Annotated in this window: 19 protein-coding genes; 5 read left to right on the forward strand and 14 right to left on the reverse strand. The window is 33.5% G+C overall.

Features of this window, described 5'->3' with window-relative positions; genetic code table 11:
* Positions 1 to 57: 57 nt before the first annotated feature.
* Entirely contained in the window at positions 58 to 726 is a 669-nt protein-coding gene (locus tag BAU27_RS02120; RefSeq protein ID WP_071769997.1) for a YczE/YyaS/YitT family protein, read from the forward strand.
* Between the two features lie 487 nt (positions 727 to 1213).
* Here BAU27_RS02120 and topB read toward each other — a convergent pair whose 3' ends face one another.
* Positions 1214 to 3358, reverse strand: a complete 2145-nt coding sequence (gene topB / locus BAU27_RS02125) for a DNA topoisomerase III (RefSeq protein WP_071769998.1) — start codon at positions 3356 to 3358, stop codon at positions 1214 to 1216.
* A gap of 437 nt (positions 3359 to 3795) precedes the next feature.
* On the opposite strand from topB, the gene BAU27_RS02130 reads away from it, so the two are divergent.
* A complete protein-coding gene (locus tag BAU27_RS02130) occupies positions 3796 to 4341 on the forward strand; it encodes a hypothetical protein (protein ID WP_071769999.1) in 546 nt (181 codons plus the stop codon).
* Between the two features lie 51 nt (positions 4342 to 4392).
* Here BAU27_RS02130 and BAU27_RS02135 read toward each other — a convergent pair whose 3' ends face one another.
* Positions 4393 to 6033, reverse strand: a complete 1641-nt coding sequence (locus tag BAU27_RS02135) for a multicopper oxidase family protein (RefSeq protein WP_071770000.1) — start codon at positions 6031 to 6033, stop codon at positions 4393 to 4395.
* 204 nt (positions 6034 to 6237) lie between these two features.
* On the opposite strand from BAU27_RS02135, the gene BAU27_RS02140 reads away from it, so the two are divergent.
* Positions 6238 to 6873 (forward strand): pentapeptide repeat-containing protein, encoded by a 636-nt coding sequence (locus tag BAU27_RS02140; protein ID WP_071745717.1) that lies wholly within the window; start codon positions 6238 to 6240, stop codon positions 6871 to 6873.
* A 103-nt stretch (positions 6874 to 6976) separates the two neighbouring features.
* Here BAU27_RS02140 and BAU27_RS02145 read toward each other — a convergent pair whose 3' ends face one another.
* The gene (locus BAU27_RS02145; protein ID WP_071770001.1) at positions 6977 to 8260 is read right to left on the reverse strand and encodes an aminopeptidase P family protein; all 1284 of its coding nucleotides are present in this window, start codon (positions 8258 to 8260) and stop codon (positions 6977 to 6979) included.
* Between the two features lie 191 nt (positions 8261 to 8451).
* On the opposite strand from BAU27_RS02145, the gene BAU27_RS02150 reads away from it, so the two are divergent.
* A complete protein-coding gene (locus tag BAU27_RS02150; protein WP_071745719.1) occupies positions 8452 to 8682 on the forward strand; it encodes a DUF896 domain-containing protein in 231 nt (76 codons plus the stop codon).
* A 47-nt stretch (positions 8683 to 8729) separates the two neighbouring features.
* Here BAU27_RS02150 and BAU27_RS02155 read toward each other — a convergent pair whose 3' ends face one another.
* The 6 genes from BAU27_RS02155 to deoC form a co-directional block, all read right to left on the reverse strand.
* Complete coding sequence (locus BAU27_RS02155; protein ID WP_071770002.1) at positions 8730 to 9212, reverse strand: CcdC family protein; 483 nt, start codon at positions 9210 to 9212, stop codon at positions 8730 to 8732.
* Positions 9213 to 9227: 15 nt separating this feature from the next.
* Complete coding sequence (locus BAU27_RS02160) at positions 9228 to 9623, reverse strand: DUF2871 domain-containing protein (RefSeq protein ID WP_071745721.1); 396 nt, start codon at positions 9621 to 9623, stop codon at positions 9228 to 9230.
* Positions 9624 to 9787: 164 nt separating this feature from the next.
* On the reverse strand, positions 9788 to 10183 hold the full coding sequence (locus tag BAU27_RS02165) for a cytidine deaminase (RefSeq protein ID WP_000358534.1): 396 nt from the start codon (positions 10181 to 10183) through the stop codon (positions 9788 to 9790).
* A gap of 33 nt (positions 10184 to 10216) precedes the next feature.
* Positions 10217 to 11518 carry a pyrimidine-nucleoside phosphorylase gene (locus tag BAU27_RS02170; RefSeq protein WP_071770003.1) on the reverse strand — a complete coding sequence of 434 codons (1302 nt, stop codon included), beginning with the start codon at positions 11516 to 11518 and terminating at the stop codon, positions 10217 to 10219.
* Between the two features lie 36 nt (positions 11519 to 11554).
* Positions 11555 to 12736, reverse strand: coding sequence for a NupC/NupG family nucleoside CNT transporter (locus BAU27_RS02175; RefSeq protein ID WP_071770004.1), 1182 nt, complete (start codon positions 12734 to 12736; stop codon positions 11555 to 11557).
* A gap of 106 nt (positions 12737 to 12842) precedes the next feature.
* Positions 12843 to 13514: a deoxyribose-phosphate aldolase gene (gene deoC, locus BAU27_RS02180; protein ID WP_071770005.1), complete on the reverse strand. Its 672-nt coding sequence runs from the start codon at positions 13512 to 13514 to the stop codon at positions 12843 to 12845.
* 157 nt (positions 13515 to 13671) lie between these two features.
* Between deoC and BAU27_RS02185 the strand changes: the two genes are divergently transcribed.
* Complete coding sequence (locus tag BAU27_RS02185; protein WP_071770006.1) at positions 13672 to 14034, forward strand: hypothetical protein; 363 nt, start codon at positions 13672 to 13674, stop codon at positions 14032 to 14034.
* 48 nt (positions 14035 to 14082) lie between these two features.
* On the opposite strand, the gene BAU27_RS02190 is transcribed toward BAU27_RS02185, so the two are convergent.
* From BAU27_RS02190 to nheA, 5 genes are all read right to left on the reverse strand, one after another.
* Positions 14083 to 15030, reverse strand: coding sequence for a DNA-binding transcriptional repressor DeoR (locus BAU27_RS02190; protein ID WP_071745724.1), 948 nt, complete (start codon positions 15028 to 15030; stop codon positions 14083 to 14085).
* A 593-nt stretch (positions 15031 to 15623) separates the two neighbouring features.
* On the reverse strand, positions 15624 to 16574 hold the full coding sequence (locus tag BAU27_RS02195) for a nucleoside hydrolase (protein WP_071745725.1): 951 nt from the start codon (positions 16572 to 16574) through the stop codon (positions 15624 to 15626).
* Between the two features lie 365 nt (positions 16575 to 16939).
* Entirely contained in the window at positions 16940 to 18019 is a 1080-nt protein-coding gene (gene nheC / locus BAU27_RS02200; protein ID WP_071770007.1) for a non-hemolytic enterotoxin subunit C, read from the reverse strand.
* A gap of 134 nt (positions 18020 to 18153) precedes the next feature.
* The gene (gene nheB / locus BAU27_RS02205; protein WP_071770008.1) at positions 18154 to 19362 is read right to left on the reverse strand and encodes a non-hemolytic enterotoxin NHE subunit B; all 1209 of its coding nucleotides are present in this window, start codon (positions 19360 to 19362) and stop codon (positions 18154 to 18156) included.
* A 37-nt stretch (positions 19363 to 19399) separates the two neighbouring features.
* A complete protein-coding gene (gene nheA / locus BAU27_RS02210) occupies positions 19400 to 20560 on the reverse strand; it encodes a non-hemolytic enterotoxin NHE subunit A (protein ID WP_071770009.1) in 1161 nt (386 codons plus the stop codon).
* Between the last annotated feature and the right edge of the window lie 592 nt (positions 20561 to 21152).

Consider the following 21152-nt stretch of genomic DNA (forward strand, 5'->3'; position numbering starts at 1 on the left):
TAATTGTATAGCTATAGTCTTTATATTGATAATATTAACTAGAAAGTGAGAGATACTATGAATCATCGGAACAGAACCTTGAAGCGCATCACCTTATACGTGCTCGGGTTATTTTTTATGTCGATTGGCATTAGCATGTCGATTCAAGCAGGATTTGGTGTATCACCTGTGTCATCATTAGCATATGCAAGTACGCTAACGATTGGTTTATCGGTTGGTGTGACAATGGCGCTTGCAAATGTTTTATACATTATTATTCAAGTGATATTAAGTAAACGAATGGAGTTAAATGAATTTGTGAGTCAATTCATTATTTCGTTTTTATTTGGGTTTTTCATGGATGCAACGCTCTTCCTTGTACAACTTTTCCCTGCACCTGAAACTATCTTTGCTCGAAGTGTATATTTGATTGTTAGTTTATTTGTTATAGCGGTCGGTCTAATGGGCTATACAACAGCGAAACTGCCATTAATGCCGTATGATGCGTTAACTTATGCAATTAGTGAAAAATTCAATTTGAAATTCGGTAAAGCAAAAATTTTGAGCGATTTAATAAACATTTGTGTGGCCGGTGCAATTTGTATAGTTTTCATTCAATCATTAGGCTCAATCGGAATCGGTACACTAATTGCCGCCTATTTTATCGGCAAAATTTTAGGGTGGATGATACCGTATTATCAACCAACTCTTCAACAATGGGTATTTAAAACAGAGAAGGCTGCTTAAGGAATCATAATAAAGTACAGGAAAAATAGATGAATCAAATTCCTCAGCCGAAATCAAATAATGAATTTTGCACCTTACCAAGTGCCAGTCCACATTAGGAATGGCACTTCTTTATTACTGCCTTTTCTTCGACCTTCTATCACTTTGGTTAAATGATAAAACAAACATTGTATTAAAACTAACCTGCCTTTTAGTTAAAGAAGAATCTTTGAACAACTTTTTTATTTTTCAAAAGACTTTATTGTAAATTAAATAACTTTATTGCTACTTAACACTATTTCATACTATCTTTTCAAACAATTATTTTAAATAATTTTTAGTATTAGTACACAAAAGTCTGTAATTATAAAATAAAAAAGCATGACATAAAATTGTCATGCTTTTTCTATTATATCAATATTTTTTTCAAACCTAACCTGTTACATAACCTTTTACTTTGGAAAGGATTTTTTTATTCAGTAAAGCACTTTTTTATTTGTTGACACTATTAATTCTCAAACACAAAATTAATCTTATTATCTTTCCACTCTAACTTCGCATCAAACGTTTTCTCGCCTTTTTTAAAACCTTTAATTAAATCGGTCTTTTCACCTTTTAAGAGCTTTGTCATATTCTTTTGCGAAATTGTTTTACTTAATATTTTCTTCGAAATGGTAAAGTCACATTGTGTTGTATTGTAATTGGAACAACCGTAAAACGTAGATTTATCAATTACATCACCATCGCATTTTTTACAACTTCCAACCTTTTTACCAGTTGTAAATTTCGATCCTTTTCGCTCAATCGATTCAACATGTAATCCAGTGAAATCCCATTTCTCCGACATTTCAACCGCGTCTTCAATAATTTTAGCTGATAACTTTTTCGTTTGTTCCATAAATGTAGCTGGTGAAGCGGTACCTTCACCAATTTCCGCAAGACGTTGTTCCCATTTTGCAGTCATTTCCGGTGAAGCTAGTATTTTGTCGCCGATTGCTGTAATTAAAACTTTACCTTTATCGGTTGCATACACTTGGTTTTTCTGCACATCAATATATTTACGGTCTTTCAGCATCGTAATAATTCCAGCGCGAGTTGCCTCAGTACCTAAACCTTCTGTTTTCTTTAATACTTTCTCCAGCTCTTCATTCTCTAAATACTTACCTGCCGTTTTCATTAGCGTAATAAGTTGTCCTTCCGTATAACGCTTCGGTGGCTGTGTTTTTCCTTCTTTCACTTTCACCTTTACAACTTTGCCTTGTTCACCTTCAGCTACAATTGGAAGAATCGTTTCGTCATCTTTATCGTCTTGGAAAATAACTTTACGCCAACCTTCTTGAATTTGCTGTTTTCCTTTCGAAATGAACGCAGCACGTTCGTCTACAAGAGTTGTAATTGTTGTGTAGTCAAAGATTGCTACTTCATAATGCGCCGCAATAAGTCTTCTTACAATCATATCGTAAATTTTCTTTTCATCACCCGATAATTTACTTGGGTTTGTAACTTGTTCTGTCGGAATAATTGCGTAGTGATCTGTAACTTTCTTTTCATTCACATAACGCTTGTTATTCATAATTGATTCAATTGGTGCTGGCAATAAGCCTTTATATTCATCAAACTGACTTAACTTCTGTAAAATATCAGGGAACGTCGCTGCTTCTCCTTGTGTAACATAGTTAGAATCTGAACGTGGATAAGAAACTATCCCTTTTTGATATAGTGCTTGTGTTATATCAAGCGTCTTTTTCGGTGAAAATTTAAAAGCTTTATTCGCTGTCGCTTGCAGTGCTGATAAATTAAATAAAAACGGTGGCTGAAACTCTTTACGCTCCGTTTTCATTTCTTTTACTACAGCCGGTTTGTTTTGACAAAACGCTGCAATTTTATTTGCCAAATCAGGATCATTTAGGCGGGACTCATTATCTTTCTCCCATTTCCCCTCATACTTCTTTCCTTCTATATTAAAGGTTGCGAACACTTCCCAAAACGGCTCTGACTTAAAGTTCTCAATTTCTTTCTCACGCTTTACGATGAGTGCTAATGTTGGTGTTTGTACACGACCAGCGGAAAACACATCATTCATTCCCTTTTTCTTTAGCAAAATGCTAAAGACACGCGATGCATTCATACCAACGACCCAGTCAGCACATGATCTTGTATATGCTTCGTAATACGTATTAATCGTATCCGCTTCATCAAGTAAGTTTTTAAACCCTTGATAAATTGCTTGCTTCGTTAAAGATGAGATCCAAAGACGCTTCATTGGCTTTTGCACGTTGCAAAGATTAATAATGTTTCGTACGATCAGTTCCCCTTCACGCCCAGCATCGCCCGCGTGAATAATTTCTGTCACCTGAGGATTATGTAACAGCTGTTTCACAACGTTAAATTGCTTATACTTTGACTTTGTTACCTCAAACTGAAAACGCTCTGGAATCATCGGTAATGTATTAAGTGACCATTTCTTCCACTCAGCGTGATAATGTTCTGGATTACATAACTGCGTCAAATGACCAATTGCCCATGTACAGTACGCTCCATTTGGAAATAACTCATTCGCTTCTACTTCTAAATATCCATCTTTCCGGCGATATTTAAACTGTGAAACAAGAGCCAAACCTTGATCTGGTTTCTCGGCTAAGATTAATTTCATTTTATAACTCCCTATCTGTATTCCAGTGTTACTTTCATTGTATATATGTTTAGAAGCGCTGATAAAACAACCATCTTATTTATCATTCGCGGTTTGCCTCACAAATGGGAGACCTATAATATTATACGCTTATTCTTTATGGCTTCACAATAGAAACTCATTATATAACAATTTCTTTCACATGCTCATAGACAAAAAAGACGCTCAAAATCGAGCGTCTTTTTTACCAACTACTATTTACTTCCATATATTCTATAAAATCTAAAATACAACAATCCCTTATGGAGCATCGTCTACTAAGATAACCATCATTATCTGAGAATTATATTGAACTTACCTTTTTTAAATTGTGCAGATAATTTGCAGATATATATTAGCATAAGTACTCTCCATTTAAACATATGATGAAGTGAATGATAGGACAGGGAGGTATCATGATGTTTGCTTATACGTTAACTGCCTTAACACTTTGTTGTATCTCGATTATTATCACATCATATATTTCTAAACGTAAGGGTACCCTAATGGAGTATATGGTATTTATTATGTCTTTTAGTATGAGTATCGGTTTAAGTATCGGTTTTTATTTAGGGATTCTCTTGAAAGGAGAATTACTATATTCTACTTTGCTTGCTATTTTGATTAGTGGTTTTATCGGTTTTTTAGTCGGTCTACGTTTTCACCTGTATACTGCCCTAGAAGGAATGTTCTCTGGATTAATGGCAAGTATGATGGGAGCAATGATTACAGAAATGCTAAACGCTCAACAAGCCCATAGTATACTCTTTATTAGTCTTTTACTTACTATAACGATAACTATGTCATGTATGATTCAGCTTTTATCAGACACCTTTTCTACTTTTATCCAACGGCGTTTTTTGTTATTACTTTCAATTAGTGTAGTAATTATCGTTGCCGTATTCGTGACATTCCCAGATTATACTCCCCCACCTTCACCCGGGCATGATCGACATATACATTGACACTTGCACCGAAAATTAATAAGCAGCTATCCATAGGATAACTGCTTCATTTTATTCTGGCTTATTAGGAATGCTTGGGTTTGGAACATAATCAGATTTATAATCTGTATATTTCACTTCTGTTACCATCCCCGCGGAAGCATGATGTAAATCATGACAGTGGAACATCCAATCACCCGGATTATCTGCTACAAAGGCTACTTCATATTCTTCTCCCGGTTTTAAGTTCAATGTATCTTTAACAATTGGAGAACCTTCTATCGGTTTTCCATCTTTACTCAATACCTGGAAGAAATGACCATGTAAATGCATCGGATGATCGTCCATTTTAGATTGATTTACCAATTTTACTTTTACTAAGTCACCCTTTTTCACTGGAATTGGATCAATATCCGGAAATACTTTTCCGTTTATTGTATATACCATTTCATTTCCATTCATTTGCGTATTCAAGTCCATATTAAATGTGGCAGTATACTGCTGGTCTAACGTGAAACTACCTAATTTTTTCGCACCATATTTCGTCATATCTAATTTTGGTAGTTTTTCTTTTTCGTTTCCTTTATCGTTCATCTCTTTACTACCTTCATATTCAATAACAGCTTTCATTCCTTTTGCACCCTTATTTTCTGAATGGTCTTCAACGTACCATTTCCCAAAATTGTTAGCGGTAAATTCAACATCATAACGTTCACCCGGTGCAATTGAAATTACTTTGTCTTTTATAACTTTTGGATCATTAATTGGTTGACCATCTGTTGCAATTACTTTTATATCATGACCGTGAACGTGTATATCATGTGATAGATAACCCGAATTAACGAGTCGAAGACGAACTTTATCCCCCTTATTCACTTTTAATGGCTCTACTAAATCACCGCTTTTACCATTGATTGTGAATAAGTCATACATACTCATATCATGACCTTCCATCTTCATATTTCCATGATCCATGCCTGCCATATTACCAGAGTCTTTTTTATCACTGCCCATGTCCATACCGGAATGATCCATGCCTTTCATATCATCATTCTTTTTCGTATTTTCATTACTCTTAGATTTATTACCTGTTGGCCCTTTTGTCATTTCTTTTAACTGCTTATTAATTTCTTCTTTATCTGTTACCCATTCATCTAACATTAATGTGTAATCTTTATCATACTTTTCATTTGTATCCTCTACAATAAGAGCACCATACAAGCCTCTATCTAGTTGATTTACAGAATCTTGATGTGAATGATACCAATACGTTCCTGGTACGTTTGCTTCAAATTCATAGGTGAAACTTTTTCCTGATTCAACCGCATCTTGTGTCACGCCTGGAATTCCATCCATGTTATTTGGGACAGGATACCCATGCCAATGAATAGATACTGGCGTAGGTAATTCATTTTTTAATGTCACTTTAACCTTTTCACCTTTTTTCACCCTAATTTTTGGGCCTGGGGATGAACCATTAAATGTCCAGACTGGAACAATAACACCGCTACTTAGCTTTTGTTTTTCTTCTTTCGCTACTAAAGTAACTTCTGGTCCTTTTACAACTTTCAATGGCTTTGTAGCCGTCTCAGTCTGTGTTGTTTTTTTATCGTTCATATTTTTATGATCTTTTGTTGTATTTGTGGTCGCAGAACATGCAGCAATTAAAGATATTACGGAGACTGTAACTGCTGTTAATACAAATCTTTTCATCGAAAACTCCTCCTTTTTCTTTTTCAAAATCATTATAAAAAACGATTTTCAAGAAAATAAGGAGATGTAATTAAATAAAAAAGTAACTAAAAGGCTCTTCACAAAAAAACGTAGGATTGTGTATAATGAGAACTAATGTTCCTTTCGAAAATTCACTAAACCTGAAATACACTTATATATTAAAAAGAAGAGGATTGATATACTATGAAAATTGATAGACCAAAAATTTCACCAGAGTTATCTTCAAAGAATTTTCAAGATATTTTTTATGAAGAAGATCCTACATTAGAAATGTGTGAAATTATAGACTCCACTTTCGAAAATGAATCTTTAGATAGAGTGCGATTATATAATGTAGTGATAAAGAATTGTAAGTTCACTAATACAGACTTTAGCAATATCGATATTACAGATGTTTGTTTTGAAAACTGCGATTTATCAAATGTTAATTTAAGCAATTCTTCTGTTCACAGAGTTGAATTTAAAAATAGTAAATTAATTGGGGTTAATTTTACAGAATCTAGCTTAGGAAATGTTAAATTTGAGAATTCAATTTTGAATTTAGCGGCATTTGGAAATTCTAAACTAGAAAAAATTATATTTAATGAAACTTCATTAAATAATGCGGATTTCTTTGACTGTAAACTAAAAAAAGTTGAATTCCAATTATGTAGCCTTGACGAAGCTAATTTTGATCAAACATCACTGAAGGGGATAGATATTAGTTCTTCTAATTTTGATACACTTACAGTTTCAGTGAACGATTTAAGAGGATGTAAAGTATCAACATATCAAGCTGTTCAGTTCGCAACTTTATTGGGATTAGTGATTAAAGATTAGTATTTCGAAGGTAGCGCCGAACTCTATCCCGAATCATGGGCTTTTTTAAGTGTCCACGATTCGAGATAAAGTTCAAATACATTAGTGCTTACCTTTTTTCTTATTATTTAACTACGGCCTGATTTCCCTTTATATGTTCATTATTTTCGCTCATAAACTCTTCGATTTCTTCAACTTCTCTAATGATATCTTTTGACAAGTTTTCATACCCGTCTTTCGTTACAAGAATGTCATCTTCAATACGAATACCAATTGATTCGCCCTCGATGTAAAGGCCCGGTTCTATCGTAATAACCATACCTTCTTCTAACACTCTATCTTTGTATGTTCCTACATCATGCGTATCTAAACCAAGGAAGTGGCTAACACCATGATAATAGTATTTTGATAACTCTTCGTCTTCTTGAATTAAACCAATTTCTTTACACTCTTCTGCTAGTACTTTTTTTGTATGCTCATTTAATGCAGCAAACTTTACTCCCGGCTTAATAATCTCTGTTGTTTCTTTTAATGCTTTTAATACGATATTATATATTTGTTTTTGGCGACTAGAAAATGCTCCACTCGCTGGGAATGTATAACTAATATCAGCATTGTAGTAGTCTTTTTGAGCACCTAAATCAAGCAGTACTAAATCGCCATTTTGAATTTGTGCATCATTGTCTTCATAATGAAGGACTGTGGCATTTTTACCGCTTGCCAAAATTGTATTGAACGCATGATGCTTAATTCCAGATGATTTTAGTGTAAAATCAAAATGTGCTTCTAATTCAAATTCCATCACATCCGATTTTGCATGCTTCAGCACATTATAAATACCCTCTTTCGTTACAGCAATTGCTCCTTTAATAATTTCAATTTCTTCCTCTGTTTTAAACACTCGTAATTCACAAATATTCGGGTATACATTACCAATTAAAACGTGTGGATATTGTTCTCTTACATGTTTAGCAAACGCTAAAGTTTTCGTTTCAGTACCCTTCCACTCACGACACTCTAAATCTAAATACACATGTTTCACATTTTCTGCGAAAAGTGTATTTGCCATTGTCTTTTCAAAGCTTTCTATATATACAACTTTTTTTATGCCTGAAATTTGTTCTGCATCTTCTTTAGACACTGTTTTTCCAACCCATTTTTCAAGCACTGGATCTGATTTTTCAATGAAAAGAGTTTCTTCTATACTATTTCCAAACTTTTTCAACATGAAAATAACATTCGGCTCATCAATTCCCGTTAAGTAGTAAAAATTTCGATTCGGCACAAATTTATAATGTGCATCAGCTGACATATGAGGTGCCTGTCCAGCAAATAAAATAGTAATAGATTCATCATGTAATGTTTTCGCTAATCGTTCTCTATTTTGAGTAAAAAATGTTGACTTCATAATAATCCCCCTAATGTTCTATGTATGTTTTTCAAACTAATTATCCAATACAATTCATTCTATTATTGTTATAATTTTTCGTCAATTATTAACCTTTTTAGATGGTGTTGACATAATAAAAATTACACGTTAAAATAACTATAAATTAGTAAGTAACTAATTTAATTAAATTTAACTAGAGGTGAAAACAAATGCAAAAAATTTTATTCCGTATTAACGAATTATCAAAAAAAGAAAGAACATCTGGATTAACGGTTGATGAAAAACAAGAACAACAAATGTTGCGTCAAAACTATACAAAAACATTTCGCGGAAGCCTAGATTCTATTTTATTAAATACAAAAATTGTTGATCCAAAAGGTCTTAACGTTACACCAGTTGCATTACAAGATGCTCAAATACGTTTAAAATTAAGCAAATGAGTTCCGCGCTAAAGAAGTTCAATAAAACATAAAAAGAGCTGAAATTTCTATATAGAAATTCCAGCTCTTTTTATTGTCTTTTCTAATTTAACATACGAGCGATACATCGCAATTCTCCACGATACGATCATCGCAAATGCGAGTAAGAAAAACATTCCACTTAACTGTGCTAAATCAATCGATTGACTTAAATATGATTTCAATGCTACTCGTACAGCTAATAGCCCAACTAAAATAAATATAAATGCTTTAGACGGTTTCATATATATTTGTTCGTCTCTTAATTCGAACTTAGTTGTTTTAATAAGAAATATAGAGAAAATAAGCCCTATGATAATTGCCTCTCCTATTTCTAACGATGTTAACCTAAATTCCGGTAAGAAGTACATCATTGCACCAGTACTCATAAAAATTGGCGGTAATATAATTTTCTTTTTCGTTACCGGTTTTTTCGCTGCTTTAAAACGTAGAAACATTACTCCAACAGCCATACAAACTGCTACGATACTTGATAAAAGGGCTATATTCATATTCTCCACTCCTATCTATTTAAAAGACTTTTTAAGCAAAATCATAAACCAAACGAGCCCGATACTTATAATGACATGAGCTAATCCAGTCATATGGCTTAAACCGTTAAAGTCAGTTCCGTTTACTTGTAGAAGACCTCTAAATACCATTGTAGTGATAGTAAAAATTAATCCTGCATTATAAACAATAAACCATGCGTGAAAGCTTTTTGTTTCTTGTACATGAAACACTTTAAATAAAGCTAATGCAACCAAAAAGAATATGAATCCTAATACTAATACATGCGTATGCACTAGCTGTAACATAGTAGATCCTTTAATTCCTTGTGCTTTTGTATACTCTCTTGCAAATACACCTGATAATAAACCAATAATTAAGTAAATGAATGCTGCATTATATAATTTCTTCATTATATTCCTCCTGCTGTAGAACGACAATTCATATCGTCGTTTTCCATATCCGCTGCAATTATTTTACGTAATGTTTATGAACGGAATATGAACAGAATGTTACATTCTATTTTTTAAAAACAAAAAAGCCATTCCACAACTTTTCCTTGTGGAATGGCTTTTACTTATTTTAAATCTTCAATTGTGAAAGCACCCGGCAATAACTGTTCAACCGTCACTTCTTTTTCATCACCTTTTACATTCGTTAGTAATACAGGCATTTTCGGATCACAGAACTCAGCAATTACTTGTCTACAAGCACCACATGGTGAAATAGGTCCATCCGTTTCGCCTGTAATGACTAAGTAACTAAAATCGCGCTCACCTTCTGATACTGCTTTAAAGATTGCCGTTCTTTCTGCACAGTTACATAAACCGTAAGAAGCATTTTCTATATTACAACCAGTATAAATTTTACCTTCTTTCGTAACTAATGCTGCGCCAACAGGAAATTTTGAATACGGAATATACGCTTTTGATAACATCTTATTCGCTTCTTCAATATATTTTTTCTTATCCATATTATTTCCTCCTCAAAGTAACTGTAATTATGATTAATCAGTAATAACTGTATGAACTAATTTAGGAGCCACTGCTGTTTCAGCGATAGAAATGTTTTCATAAATTTTAGCTTTTACATCTTCTACATTTTCACGATTTGCGTAAATTGTTATGAATGGCTCGCCTTCTTTTACTGCATCGCCAACTTTTTTACGTAACATTAATCCTACTGCTAAATCGATTTCATCTTCTTTTGTCGCACGACCAGCACCAAGTAGCATAGCTGCGATACCGATTTCATCTGCAACAATGTTAGAAATAACACCTGAAGTTTTAGCAGGTACATCAATTACATATTTCGCTTGTGGCATTTTTTCTGGATGATCTACAATCGAGCTATCTCCACCTTGATTGCTTAAGAACTCTTTAAATTTCTCAGTTGCTTTTCCGTTTTTCATAACTTCAATTAACATTTCACGAGCTTCTTCTAATGTATTAGCTTTTTTCGCAAGTACAACCATTTGACTTCCTAATACAAGTACTAATTCTGTTAAATCTTCTGGACCTTCGCCTTTTAATGTATCGATTGCTTCTTTCACTTCAAGAGCATTACCAATCGCAAAACCAAGAGGCTGTGACATATCTGAAATAACAGCCATCGTTTGACGTCCAACATTATTTCCGATACGTACCATTGCATGTGCTAATTCTTTTGCATCTTCTTCTGTTTTCATAAATGCGCCAGCACCTGTTTTTACATCAAGTACGATCGCGTCAGCACCAGCTGCAATTTTTTTACTCATAATTGAACTTGCGATTAAAGGAATTGAGTTTACTGTTCCTGTGACGTCACGCAATGCATAAATCTTTTTATCTGCAGGTGTTAAGTTTCCTGTTTGTCCGATAACAGCTACTTTGTCGCGGTTTACAATATCAATGAATTGCTCGTTCGTAATCTCAACGTGGAATCCTTCTACCGCTTCTAATTTATCAATTGTTCCGCCTGTATGTCCTAAACCACGACCAGACATTTTTGCTACTGGTACATCTAAAGCAGCTACTAATGGTCCTAATACTAATGTTGTTGTATCACCAACACCGCCAGTTGAATGTTTGTCTACTTTAATTCCTTCAATTGCTGATAAATCAATCGTTTCTCCAGACTCAACCATTGCCATTGTTAAATCTGCACGTTCACGATCTGTCATATCTTTAAAGAAAATTGCCATTGCAAGTGCACTCACTTGATAATCAGGAATACTTCCGTCTGTATATCCATTAATAAAGAATTTGATTTCTTCAGTCGTTAATTCTTTTCCATCACGTTTTTTCGCAATAATATCTACCATTCTCATTATAATCACCATTCCTTTTCATATTATATGAATCTGTTAAAATAATAAGCCAACGATTGTTGCTGATAAGAAACTTACTAACGTTGCACCGAAAAGTAATTTCAAACCAAATCTTGCGACTACATTCCCTTGTTTTTCATTTAAGCTCTTAACTGCCCCTGCAATAATTCCAATTGAAGAGAAGTTTGCAAATGAAACTAAGAATACAGATATAATCGCTGTCGTTCTATCTGAGAAATTAAAGTTTCCTTGTGCTAAATCTGTCATAGCGACAAATTCATTTGATACTAATTTTGTTGCCATAATATTTCCGGCATTAACCGCTTCATGCCATGGAACACCCATAATAAATGCAAATGGTGCAAATACATAACCGAGAATTTCTTGGAATGAAATACCGATTACACCTTTAAATACTGCATTAATGAATGCGATAAGAGCAACGAAACCAATTAACATAGCTGCTACTGTAATCGCAACTTTAAATCCATCTATAATGTATTCCCCTAATACTTCAAAGAATGTCTTTTTCTCTTCTTCTTGTACTTCTAACATATCTTCTTCTTCAGTAACTTCATAAGGGTTAATGATAGAAGCGATGATGAATCCACCGAATAAGTTAAGCACTAAAGCGGTTACAACATATTGCGGTTTTAATAACACCATATATGATCCAACGATAGACATAGATACTGTAGACATTGCAGATGCACATAATGTATACATTCTTTTCTCTGGCAATAATCCCAGTTGTTTCTTAACTGAAATAAACACTTCAGATTGTCCTAAAATCGCAGAAGCTACCGCGTTATATGATTCTAGTTTACCCATTCCATTTATTTTACTTAATACTAGACCGATAGATTTCACAATAATAGGTAATATTTTAATATGCTGTAAAATACCTATTAAAGCTGAAATAAATACGATTGGCATTAATACACTTAAAAAGAATGAAAACTCTTTTTGATTTACTAATCCACCAAATACAAAATTCACACCATCAGCGGCATATTTTAATAACTCTCCAAAGCCATCTGCTATTCCGCTAATTAATATATTCCCAGCGCTTGTATTTAATAATAAAAACCCCAAAATGAATTGTAATATAACCATCGTTATGATTGGACGATATTTGACTTTCTTTCTATCATTACTAGCAAGCCAAGCGATACCTAAAATCAATACGAGGCCAAAAATACCGATTAAGTATTTCATAAGCCGTCTTCTCCCTCCGTATCCGCTTACATATTTTTCAATTGTTAAAGCAATAGATACACTTTACTTTAAACGTGTATCTATTGCTCTTTACTTTCATTATTAATTAGTAGTTATCTGTAGCACCTTTTGCATCATTCAATACGATTGCAATACTAGCACTAGCTCCAACGCGAGAAGCTCCAGCAGCTACCATTTTGTCTGCATCTTCACGTGTACGAACTCCACCAGATGCTTTTACACCAACGTTTGGTCCTACTGTTTTACGCATTAATGCGATGTCTTCAGCAGTTGCTCCGCCAGTTGAGAATCCAGTTGAAGTTTTTACGAAATCAGCACCAGCCTTTACTGATAATTCACAAGCGCGTACTTTCTCTTCATCTGTTAATAAACAAGTTTCAATAATAACTTTTACAAGAGCTTTTCCTTTTGCTGCTTGTACTACTTCATAAATATCTTTTTCAACGAACTCATTGTCGCCATCTTTTAAAGCGCCTACGTTGATTACCATATCAACTTCAGTTGCACCTTTTGCGATAGCATCTTTTGTTTCGAATGCTTTTGTTTCAGTAGTGCTTGCTCCTAATGGGAAACCGATTACAGTACAAACGTCTACATCATGTCCAGCTAATTCTTCAGCAGCTAGCTTTATCCATGTAGGATTAATACAAACAGAAGCGAATTTATATTCCTTTGCTTCTTCGATTACTTTCATAACATCTTCTTTAGTTGAATTTGGTTTTAAAATTGTATGGTCAATTAACTTTGCAATGTTCATTATCTTCACTCCTCATATCTTTTAACAACTTCATTCTAACTCTTAGTTGAACAAATGTAAACATACTTTTGAAATTTTGTTCATTATTTTTTCAGAAGGGAATTTCTTGTAATACATTGAAAGTAGTATAAGTTTGTAAATAAAGGATGTGGACTACTTGTTTAAGTCAAAATTCTTTATATTCACATTGCTAGTATGCACCTCACTATCCATATTTATTTTTTATAAAAGGGATGTTATTTTCCAAGAAGGAAACCCCATTCCATTTGCTTTAGCTATGTCTAAGATGGTTATTCAAAATAAAGAAATGGTGGAAGTAGAACCGCTAGATAATCAATACCCCTACTTAGTAAAGCGCGGAAAAATGGAACCTTTTATCAATATGATGGAGCGAGATGGATGGACTTTTGTAGATAGAGATATTATGGCTAACTCACTAATTTTTGAAAAAGGAGATCAATCAAAGAGCATTCCTTACAAATACTTTACAAGGTACTACACATTGATTTATTCATACTAAAAATAAAAGGCTTTCTCAAAATTAACATTTTGAGAAAGCCTTTTATTTCTAACCTTTTTGATAATGTAACAATTCTTTTGCTGTATGCTGATCAATAATTAATACATTTGCATACCCGCCACGTAACGCACCATCAATTGCTTGTATTTTTCTATTACCACCTGCAACTAAGATAGAACGTTTCTTTAATTTAAGTTCCTCTAACTCAATTCCAATGGTACGCTTATTAATTTCTTCGCTACTAATATTTCCGTCTCCATCAAAGAAACGTGAACAAATGTCACCGACAGCTTGTTTTTTCAAAATGTTCGTTTCATCCTTATCTAAATATCCTAATCGGAATAATAACGCTTCATCACGCACTGTTCCAACAGTGAAAACTGCAATATTTGCTTGTTTCCCCATTTCAATAATGTGATGAATATGTCGATCCTGCTCTACTAATTCTTTTGTCACCGCATTATCAAATATAACTGGGAGCGGTAAATTTCTTGGCGTCGTTTGAAAAGCCTCTGCAAATAAAGTGATGGTCTCATTCGCATATGTATTTACACTCGAATGACTAATACCACCTTTTAACTGGACAACTTCTACACCTTTCACATGTTGTGGTACGATTTTCCTAGCGATTTCATACATCGTCATTCCCCAGCTTACACCGACGATATCACCGTTTTTCACCGTCTTTTCCATGTACTCAGCTGCATATTTACTAATATACTCCGTAATCGTTGCATATTCTGGCACTGGAGAAAACACAACATGTGCCTCTAATAGGTTGTACTTTTCTTTAAGTAAATTCCCAACGTTATCTAAATCCGCAAATGGATCGGCTATGCTAATTTGAACAAACCCTTTTTCTTTCGCGTACTTTAATAATCTAGAAATCGTCGGTCTTGAAATATTTAATTTGTTAGCAATTTCTTGCTGACTATAATCTGATTGATAATATAACCTTGCAACTTCAACGCTTAATTGTTGTTTATCTTTTTCCATAGTAACTCATTACAAATCCCTTCCTGTATTTCCCTTTCGTTACAAGCATTATACAGCTTTATGCAAGAAATTTCGACTAATGAATTTTATCTACCTGAACTGATATTCCATTTAGTCTTTATAATGAAACTTTATTTTTCAGCTTCATACACTCGATACAGATGATCTTGAAACAGTTAAATCGATTTATATTTATTCTTTTTATAGTAACGATAACAAAACCCTTCAATAACAAATATTAAATATCGTTTATGGAACTTCCTTAATGTACGTTTAACAAAGAAATTCCTTAAGCGTATGAAATTCACATTTTGATGGCGAAATCCACGGCCATCAAGCTAAAGTTTTAATGTAACCCCGAAATGAAAATTTTCTTTCACTGCAGTTAATTACTTTGAGAAATTCGCGGATTTTTTCATTTTAGTGGGGTGTTTTACTTTGTTTTGTTAGCTTGATAGTGATGGGATACAGCCAACATTTTGGAAGTTTTATATGCTAAGCGAAATTTAACCTAATAAAGTCGAATTCCTGTACGTTAAGTGAAGTGGCATTACATTCACATAATCCGTATTATCTGAAATTAATAAAGTCTGTTACACTCTCTTCTTTAAAAACGTTTCCATAATATCCTTCTTGAATTTTTCATAATCAAACTGAAAAGCTACATTATGCGTTTTATAGCCTGGATTAGTAGCAAAACGAAAATCTGCAATACTTTGACCAAATCCTTCTCCTTGGTCAGGAATTACTTTAATAGGTACTCTTGAAAGGCCCACAGCCTCTTGATTCAGCAAATACCACACTGTCACAAAATCATGCATAGGACTTCCACTTATACCTGGATTAGACTTGGAGTAGAATTTATAATAATAGTCTAACATAGGTTTGATGATGAGTCCTGCAAGATCCTGTGTATTCCGGTGAAATGCATCGATTTGCTGGACCATTTCGGGTGTAACAATCGCATGTTGAGTCACATTTAAAGGAATAATTGTCAAGTTCTTTGCATGCTGCAGAATTAAGTTTGCTGCATAAGGGTCTGAGTAAAAGTTAGCTTCAGCCACAGCAGTTACGTTACCTGGATAGAAAAAAGCTCCCCCCATGCAAATGCATTCTCTTACGTTTCGCATTGTTTCTAAATTCAATACAAAAGTCGTAGCTAACGAAGAAAGTCTTCCTAAATTGATAATTGTAAGATTTTCTAAATTTGATTCTATAATTTGATAAATATCATTTAAAGGATAAACTGGATATGAAATTTCAGGGGGAATAATAGGCCCTAATCCGACTTTTCCATGTACCTCAGGGAAATACTGAATCACTATACCTGTCAACGGTACAGAAGCACCAAGGAATACAGGTATCTCTTCCCTTCCCGCAATGTACTTCAAATAGTTAATATTTCTTAATACATTTTCTCTTGATACATTTCCATAATCGGCTACAATTCCTACAAGTTGAATGTCTTTACGAAAAAAGGTGTACAGTATAGCAAACGCATCATCAATCCCCAAATCTGTAAACAGGAGAACCTTTTTTTGCATATTTCTTCCTCCAAAATCTATAGAATCCTACTTTCACTAATGATGTAGTAATCAGACTAAGCTTGTATGTATATATTTTATGTATTCTTAAAGAGTGGATTCTATTCACTTGAAATAGAGCTTTGCTCATTTAAATTTGATATTATGTTCAAGCGTAAGTTCCTGTTCTTAAGTTGATGGGCATGTGGTGCTATCCCATGCCCATCGACTTAAGAATTTTTTACCACCCCAAAATGAAAAAACAAGTTAAATTCTCATAGAAAGCCACATTGATAAAACGCACAGCAAACTTATGGATAAAATTACATGCTCGGCTCTCCACAAAAAACGGGATAAAAAAATAAACAGCGGAACTAGTTCACTGTTTACTTCGCCACACCTTCATGCAATTTTTCTGTATAATCCTTTACATCCTTCCAGCTATCTTTCGCTGTATTTAAATCTTCTTTTATAAAGGTAAATTCTTCTGGACTCATTCCTTTTACGTTTTGTAGTAAATTATTATATTTTGCACCTACCGTATACCATTGATTTGATATATTTTGTAGTGCTGTAATTGCTGCGTCAATTGTTTCTGTCATATTTGTTGTTTTATTTTTTACATCTGTCAAAATTACCACTTCTGCTTGTGCTCCAGAAATTCTATCCTTTAAATTGGCTATTTCTCGTTCTGCATTTGCAATATCTTTTTTTGCGATCGCAATCATCGGTCCGCCCGCAAGACATGTTATTAGCGCTACGCAAAGTACACCACCAGCAATAACCATATCATTGCTCTTTTTAATTGAATCGTTATATGTATTTATTTGTTGCTCTAAAGTTGGAATACCAGCATTCGTACTCGCCAAAATCGAAGTTAATTGATTTGTATCTTCTTTAAAACTGTTTGTATCTTTCGCCATTCTATCGCGAAATGCTTTTAAATTCCCTAATAAAATATCTACTTCATTTTGATTTTTTAAAATGTCCGCATACAACTTTTCTAAATCCGCTTTTAATTTACCGCTATCCTTTTGATCAATCGCTACTAGCATGTCATTATAGTACGTTTGAAAAGTATTATTGTAATTAATAATATTTTGATCTGTTTTTATAATTTGAGGCTTCATATTATTTAACCAATACGCTGCATTAATTTTTGCATCTCTTTGGTGCTGAACCATATTTCCTTTAAACTCACTATTAATTGAACTTATTTTACTCAAATCAGTCTCTTGTTGATTTTGAATTAATTTTGCATATGAATCCATTGCAAATATGCTCGATGTCGTTTGCGCCATTACATCTTGGAACCCCGCTGGTCCGAGAGAATAATTTTTCGCATTTTCTTGCAATGTTTTTACGTTTTGTTCCGCTGCAAAAGGATGTAAAGGAAACGCATTACTTGTTGCGACTCCAGCAATCATTATCGTTAAAAGACATTTTTTATAGAAATTATTACGCATAATTATCACCTATTCTTTTTATGAGGATATGAAACATTAGAGGTAAAAAAAGCTCCTGCTCACTACTGAACAGGAGCTCTCTATTATTTTAAAATTATTTATCTACACATAATGCTGTAGCGGTTTAATTACTATTATGCTTTTTTCGTATCTACTACTTTAATGTCTTCAGCATAAATCTTTTCTGCATAGTCCTTAATGTTCTTCCAGCTATCTTTCGCAATGTTTAAATCTTCTTTAATGAAAACAAGGTCATTTGGACTAATTGAATCTACATTTTGAAGTAAAGAATTGTATTTTGACCCCATTGTGTACCATTGATTTGAAATGTTTTGCAACGCTGTAATTGCAGTATCAATCGTATTTGTTAAATATTCCGTTTGCGTTTTAATGTTCGTTAATCCTGCTACTTCTAATTGCGCAGTTGTAACTTGTCCTGTTATCTTTTGAATTTCTGCTTGTGCATTATCAAGCTCTTTCTTCGCTAATACGATTCCAGCTGTTCCACCGCCTACAGCTGCTGTACCACCTGCAATTAATGCGATTCCTAGCGGCGTTCCTGCACCAGTAGCAATAACTACTGCACCACCGATAATTGCAATTGGGCCTAAAGCTGTCGCAACAGATGAGCCGATAATAATTGCATTATATTTACTAATTGCTTCATTATACGTTGCAATTTGATTTTGCAGAAGCGGAATTCCAGCATCTTGACTAGTTAAGATTGATGTAATTTGATTTGCATCTCCCTTGAAGTTTTGAGTATCCGACGTCATTTTATTTCGGAATTTCTTCAAGTCTTCTACTAACTGATCTACTTGCGCTTTATTTTCATTAATACTACTTGATAATCTAGTTAGACCTTTCGTAAGTGTTGCTTTATCCTTCGCATCTACCGCAGCAACTAAAGTATCATAATAGTTTTGGAATTTCGTATTGTAATTAATAATATTTTGATTCGTTGAAATAAGCTGTGGCTTTAAAACATCTAACCACTGTTTCGCATTTCCTCTAGCTGTATCTTGGTGCTGAATCACTTTTCCTTTTAAAGCCGCATCAACGCTCGATACATTTCCAAAGTTAACATTACCTTGTTTAATAATTGTTAAAGCGTACAGATCCATTACTAAAGCATTTGAACCTGTTCTTTCCATCGCATCTTTCAGGCCTTCTGGTCCTAACGAGTATTCTTCATAGTCATTATAAGCTTTTGCTACAGCATGAACTGGAGCTTGCTTTACTGTACTTTCAGCTGCATAAGTATGGGCTGGCATAATATTCCCTGCTGCAAATACTGCCATAAGTGCTGATAAAGCCATTACTTTATAAGGTTTTTTTGTCATTTTTCTTCTCTCCCTATATCGCTAATTATTTTTCTGTTTAATGTACTTCAACGTTTGTAACATAATCTTCAAATTGATTCGTTTGCTTATTCATTTCATCACTTACTTTTTTGAGTTGATTGAAATGTTTTTGAAGTAAACTACTGTCTGTATACGTACCTTCTTCAATATTTGTTTGAATTTGGATCATGTTATTATTTAAAACTTTCCAATCCGTTAATAACGTCTCTAAAGTTGTAATTTGGCGATTAATTAGTTCTGTAAAGCTACTTACTTGATCTTCAACGAATGTAATTTGAGTCGCTTCGGCTTCAGTTTGTGATAATTTTTGGATAAGTGGTAATAGCTCTTTTTGCTTTTGTTGAATACGAAGAGCTGCTTCTCTCGTTTGACTATCTGCAGCATTTACAATTTCATTACTTAAAGTCCCGATAGATACAAAGTCGATTGTTTTCGTTTGTGCAGTTTGATTTGTAATTGTAAATACTTGTTTACCGATATTAATAGAACCTTTAATAATTTCTTGAGGTCTATTCAAAATAGTAGTTAGTTCAGCTTGAATTTCCCCTTGAATTCTTTTAATATCTTCTCTTAATTTCACAATATCCCCATTTGATCCTTGCATTGTTTTTATTGCTTCATCAGCTTTAATTGATAAGTTGTTACTATCTTTGTCTAATACCGTTTTAAATCGATTTAACTCTAATAAATCTTGCTCCATACTCTCTTGAATGCTTTGGACTTGCAATTGTAATTTTCCATATGCATTTGTAAAATCTGCTTTTGCCTGTTCATCTTCATTTACTTTTCCTGCTAGTTCATAGAGCTTACTATAATAGCTATTAAATCTTGTGCTGTATCTCATCATTTCTTGATTTAAGTCGATCAGCTTCGGATTATATTCATCAATCCACTCTCGTACATTCGCTTTTGCAAATTTTTGATGATTCGTTAAACTACTCATAGCATTTACCTTAATGTCTGGTTGTTGTAAAATAACTAATCCGTATGCTTGGATAAGTGGTGACTGCGACCCTAACATTCTAATTGAATTTGATAATGTATTTGGTGCAATTACATTTTGCGCATATACTGTTTTCACTTCTGTTTGCCCCTCCTTCGCGTAAGCGCTTTCAGTAACGAAGCAACTCGTAGATACTGCTGTAACCAATAACCCTGTAATTAAAGTCTTTTTCACTTTAACTCCTCCTATGTATTAGCAACTATTACTATCGCATTTTATTATTCTATTTTTTGCACATGATTTGAGATGGTAAAAATAGAGAACATTATCACCGTGATTCATGTACGAATCACCTATCTCAAATTTTATTGCTACAGTACTAACTTATTGTTATAAAACATTTTATAACTTTTCATATGTGCTTAGTGTGAATAATATTGTATAAAATTTCTATATTACCTCAAGTCCAGCATTCACACAGTGAATATATCACCTAAAAATATTATTTATTTTAAACTAATTAACATACGAAAGTATGAAATTTTGTTTTGTTTTCATGTAAGTTTTGTACTGTAAGGTCATTTAAACACAGCTATTCATCTACCGTAAAGAAGTATTTTAATTCCCTTTATTTTCAAGCTCTCATGTCCTTATTCCAAAATAAAATCCACTTAACTTTCTCCATTAAAATATCCATATATCACAACAAAAAACACTATTTACTCATAAGTGATAATATTATAGTAATATATTTTTAAGACCTATATGCAATTATGCATAGCATATACACAAAAAGGATAACTTCACTTTCGTGAAGTTATCCTTA

Source organism: Bacillus sp. NH11B, from assembly GCF_001884205.1.
Classification (GTDB): domain Bacteria; phylum Bacillota; class Bacilli; order Bacillales; family Bacillaceae_G; genus Bacillus_A; species Bacillus_A proteolyticus.

What these genes read in the sequence shown, in the direction of transcription:
- BAU27_RS02120 (WP_071769997.1), top strand. Translation starts at nt 58, where the DNA reads ATGAATCATCGGAACAGAACCTTGAAGCGCATCACCTTATACGTGCTC.
- topB (WP_071769998.1), bottom strand. Translation starts at nt 3,358, where the DNA reads ATGAAATTAATCTTAGCCGAGAAACCAGATCAAGGTTTGGCTCTTGTT.
- BAU27_RS02130 (WP_071769999.1), top strand. Translation starts at nt 3,796, where the DNA reads ATGTTTGCTTATACGTTAACTGCCTTAACACTTTGTTGTATCTCGATT.
- BAU27_RS02135 (WP_071770000.1), bottom strand. Translation starts at nt 6,033, where the DNA reads ATGAAAAGATTTGTATTAACAGCAGTTACAGTCTCCGTAATATCTTTA.
- BAU27_RS02140 (WP_071745717.1), top strand. Translation starts at nt 6,238, where the DNA reads ATGAAAATTGATAGACCAAAAATTTCACCAGAGTTATCTTCAAAGAAT.
- BAU27_RS02145 (WP_071770001.1), bottom strand. Translation starts at nt 8,260, where the DNA reads ATGAAGTCAACATTTTTTACTCAAAATAGAGAACGATTAGCGAAAACA.
- BAU27_RS02150 (WP_071745719.1), top strand. Translation starts at nt 8,452, where the DNA reads ATGCAAAAAATTTTATTCCGTATTAACGAATTATCAAAAAAAGAAAGA.
- BAU27_RS02155 (WP_071770002.1), bottom strand. Translation starts at nt 9,212, where the DNA reads ATGAATATAGCCCTTTTATCAAGTATCGTAGCAGTTTGTATGGCTGTT.
- BAU27_RS02160 (WP_071745721.1), bottom strand. Translation starts at nt 9,623, where the DNA reads ATGAAGAAATTATATAATGCAGCATTCATTTACTTAATTATTGGTTTA.
- BAU27_RS02165 (WP_000358534.1), bottom strand. Translation starts at nt 10,183, where the DNA reads ATGGATAAGAAAAAATATATTGAAGAAGCGAATAAGATGTTATCAAAA.
- BAU27_RS02170 (WP_071770003.1), bottom strand. Translation starts at nt 11,518, where the DNA reads ATGAGAATGGTAGATATTATTGCGAAAAAACGTGATGGAAAAGAATTA.
- BAU27_RS02175 (WP_071770004.1), bottom strand. Translation starts at nt 12,736, where the DNA reads ATGAAATACTTAATCGGTATTTTTGGCCTCGTATTGATTTTAGGTATC.
- deoC (WP_071770005.1), bottom strand. Translation starts at nt 13,514, where the DNA reads ATGAACATTGCAAAGTTAATTGACCATACAATTTTAAAACCAAATTCA.
- BAU27_RS02190 (WP_071745724.1), bottom strand. Translation starts at nt 15,030, where the DNA reads ATGGAAAAAGATAAACAACAATTAAGCGTTGAAGTTGCAAGGTTATAT.
- BAU27_RS02195 (WP_071745725.1), bottom strand. Translation starts at nt 16,574, where the DNA reads ATGCAAAAAAAGGTTCTCCTGTTTACAGATTTGGGGATTGATGATGCG.
- nheC (WP_071770007.1), bottom strand. Translation starts at nt 18,019, where the DNA reads ATGCGTAATAATTTCTATAAAAAATGTCTTTTAACGATAATGATTGCT.
- nheB (WP_071770008.1), bottom strand. Translation starts at nt 19,362, where the DNA reads ATGACAAAAAAACCTTATAAAGTAATGGCTTTATCAGCACTTATGGCA.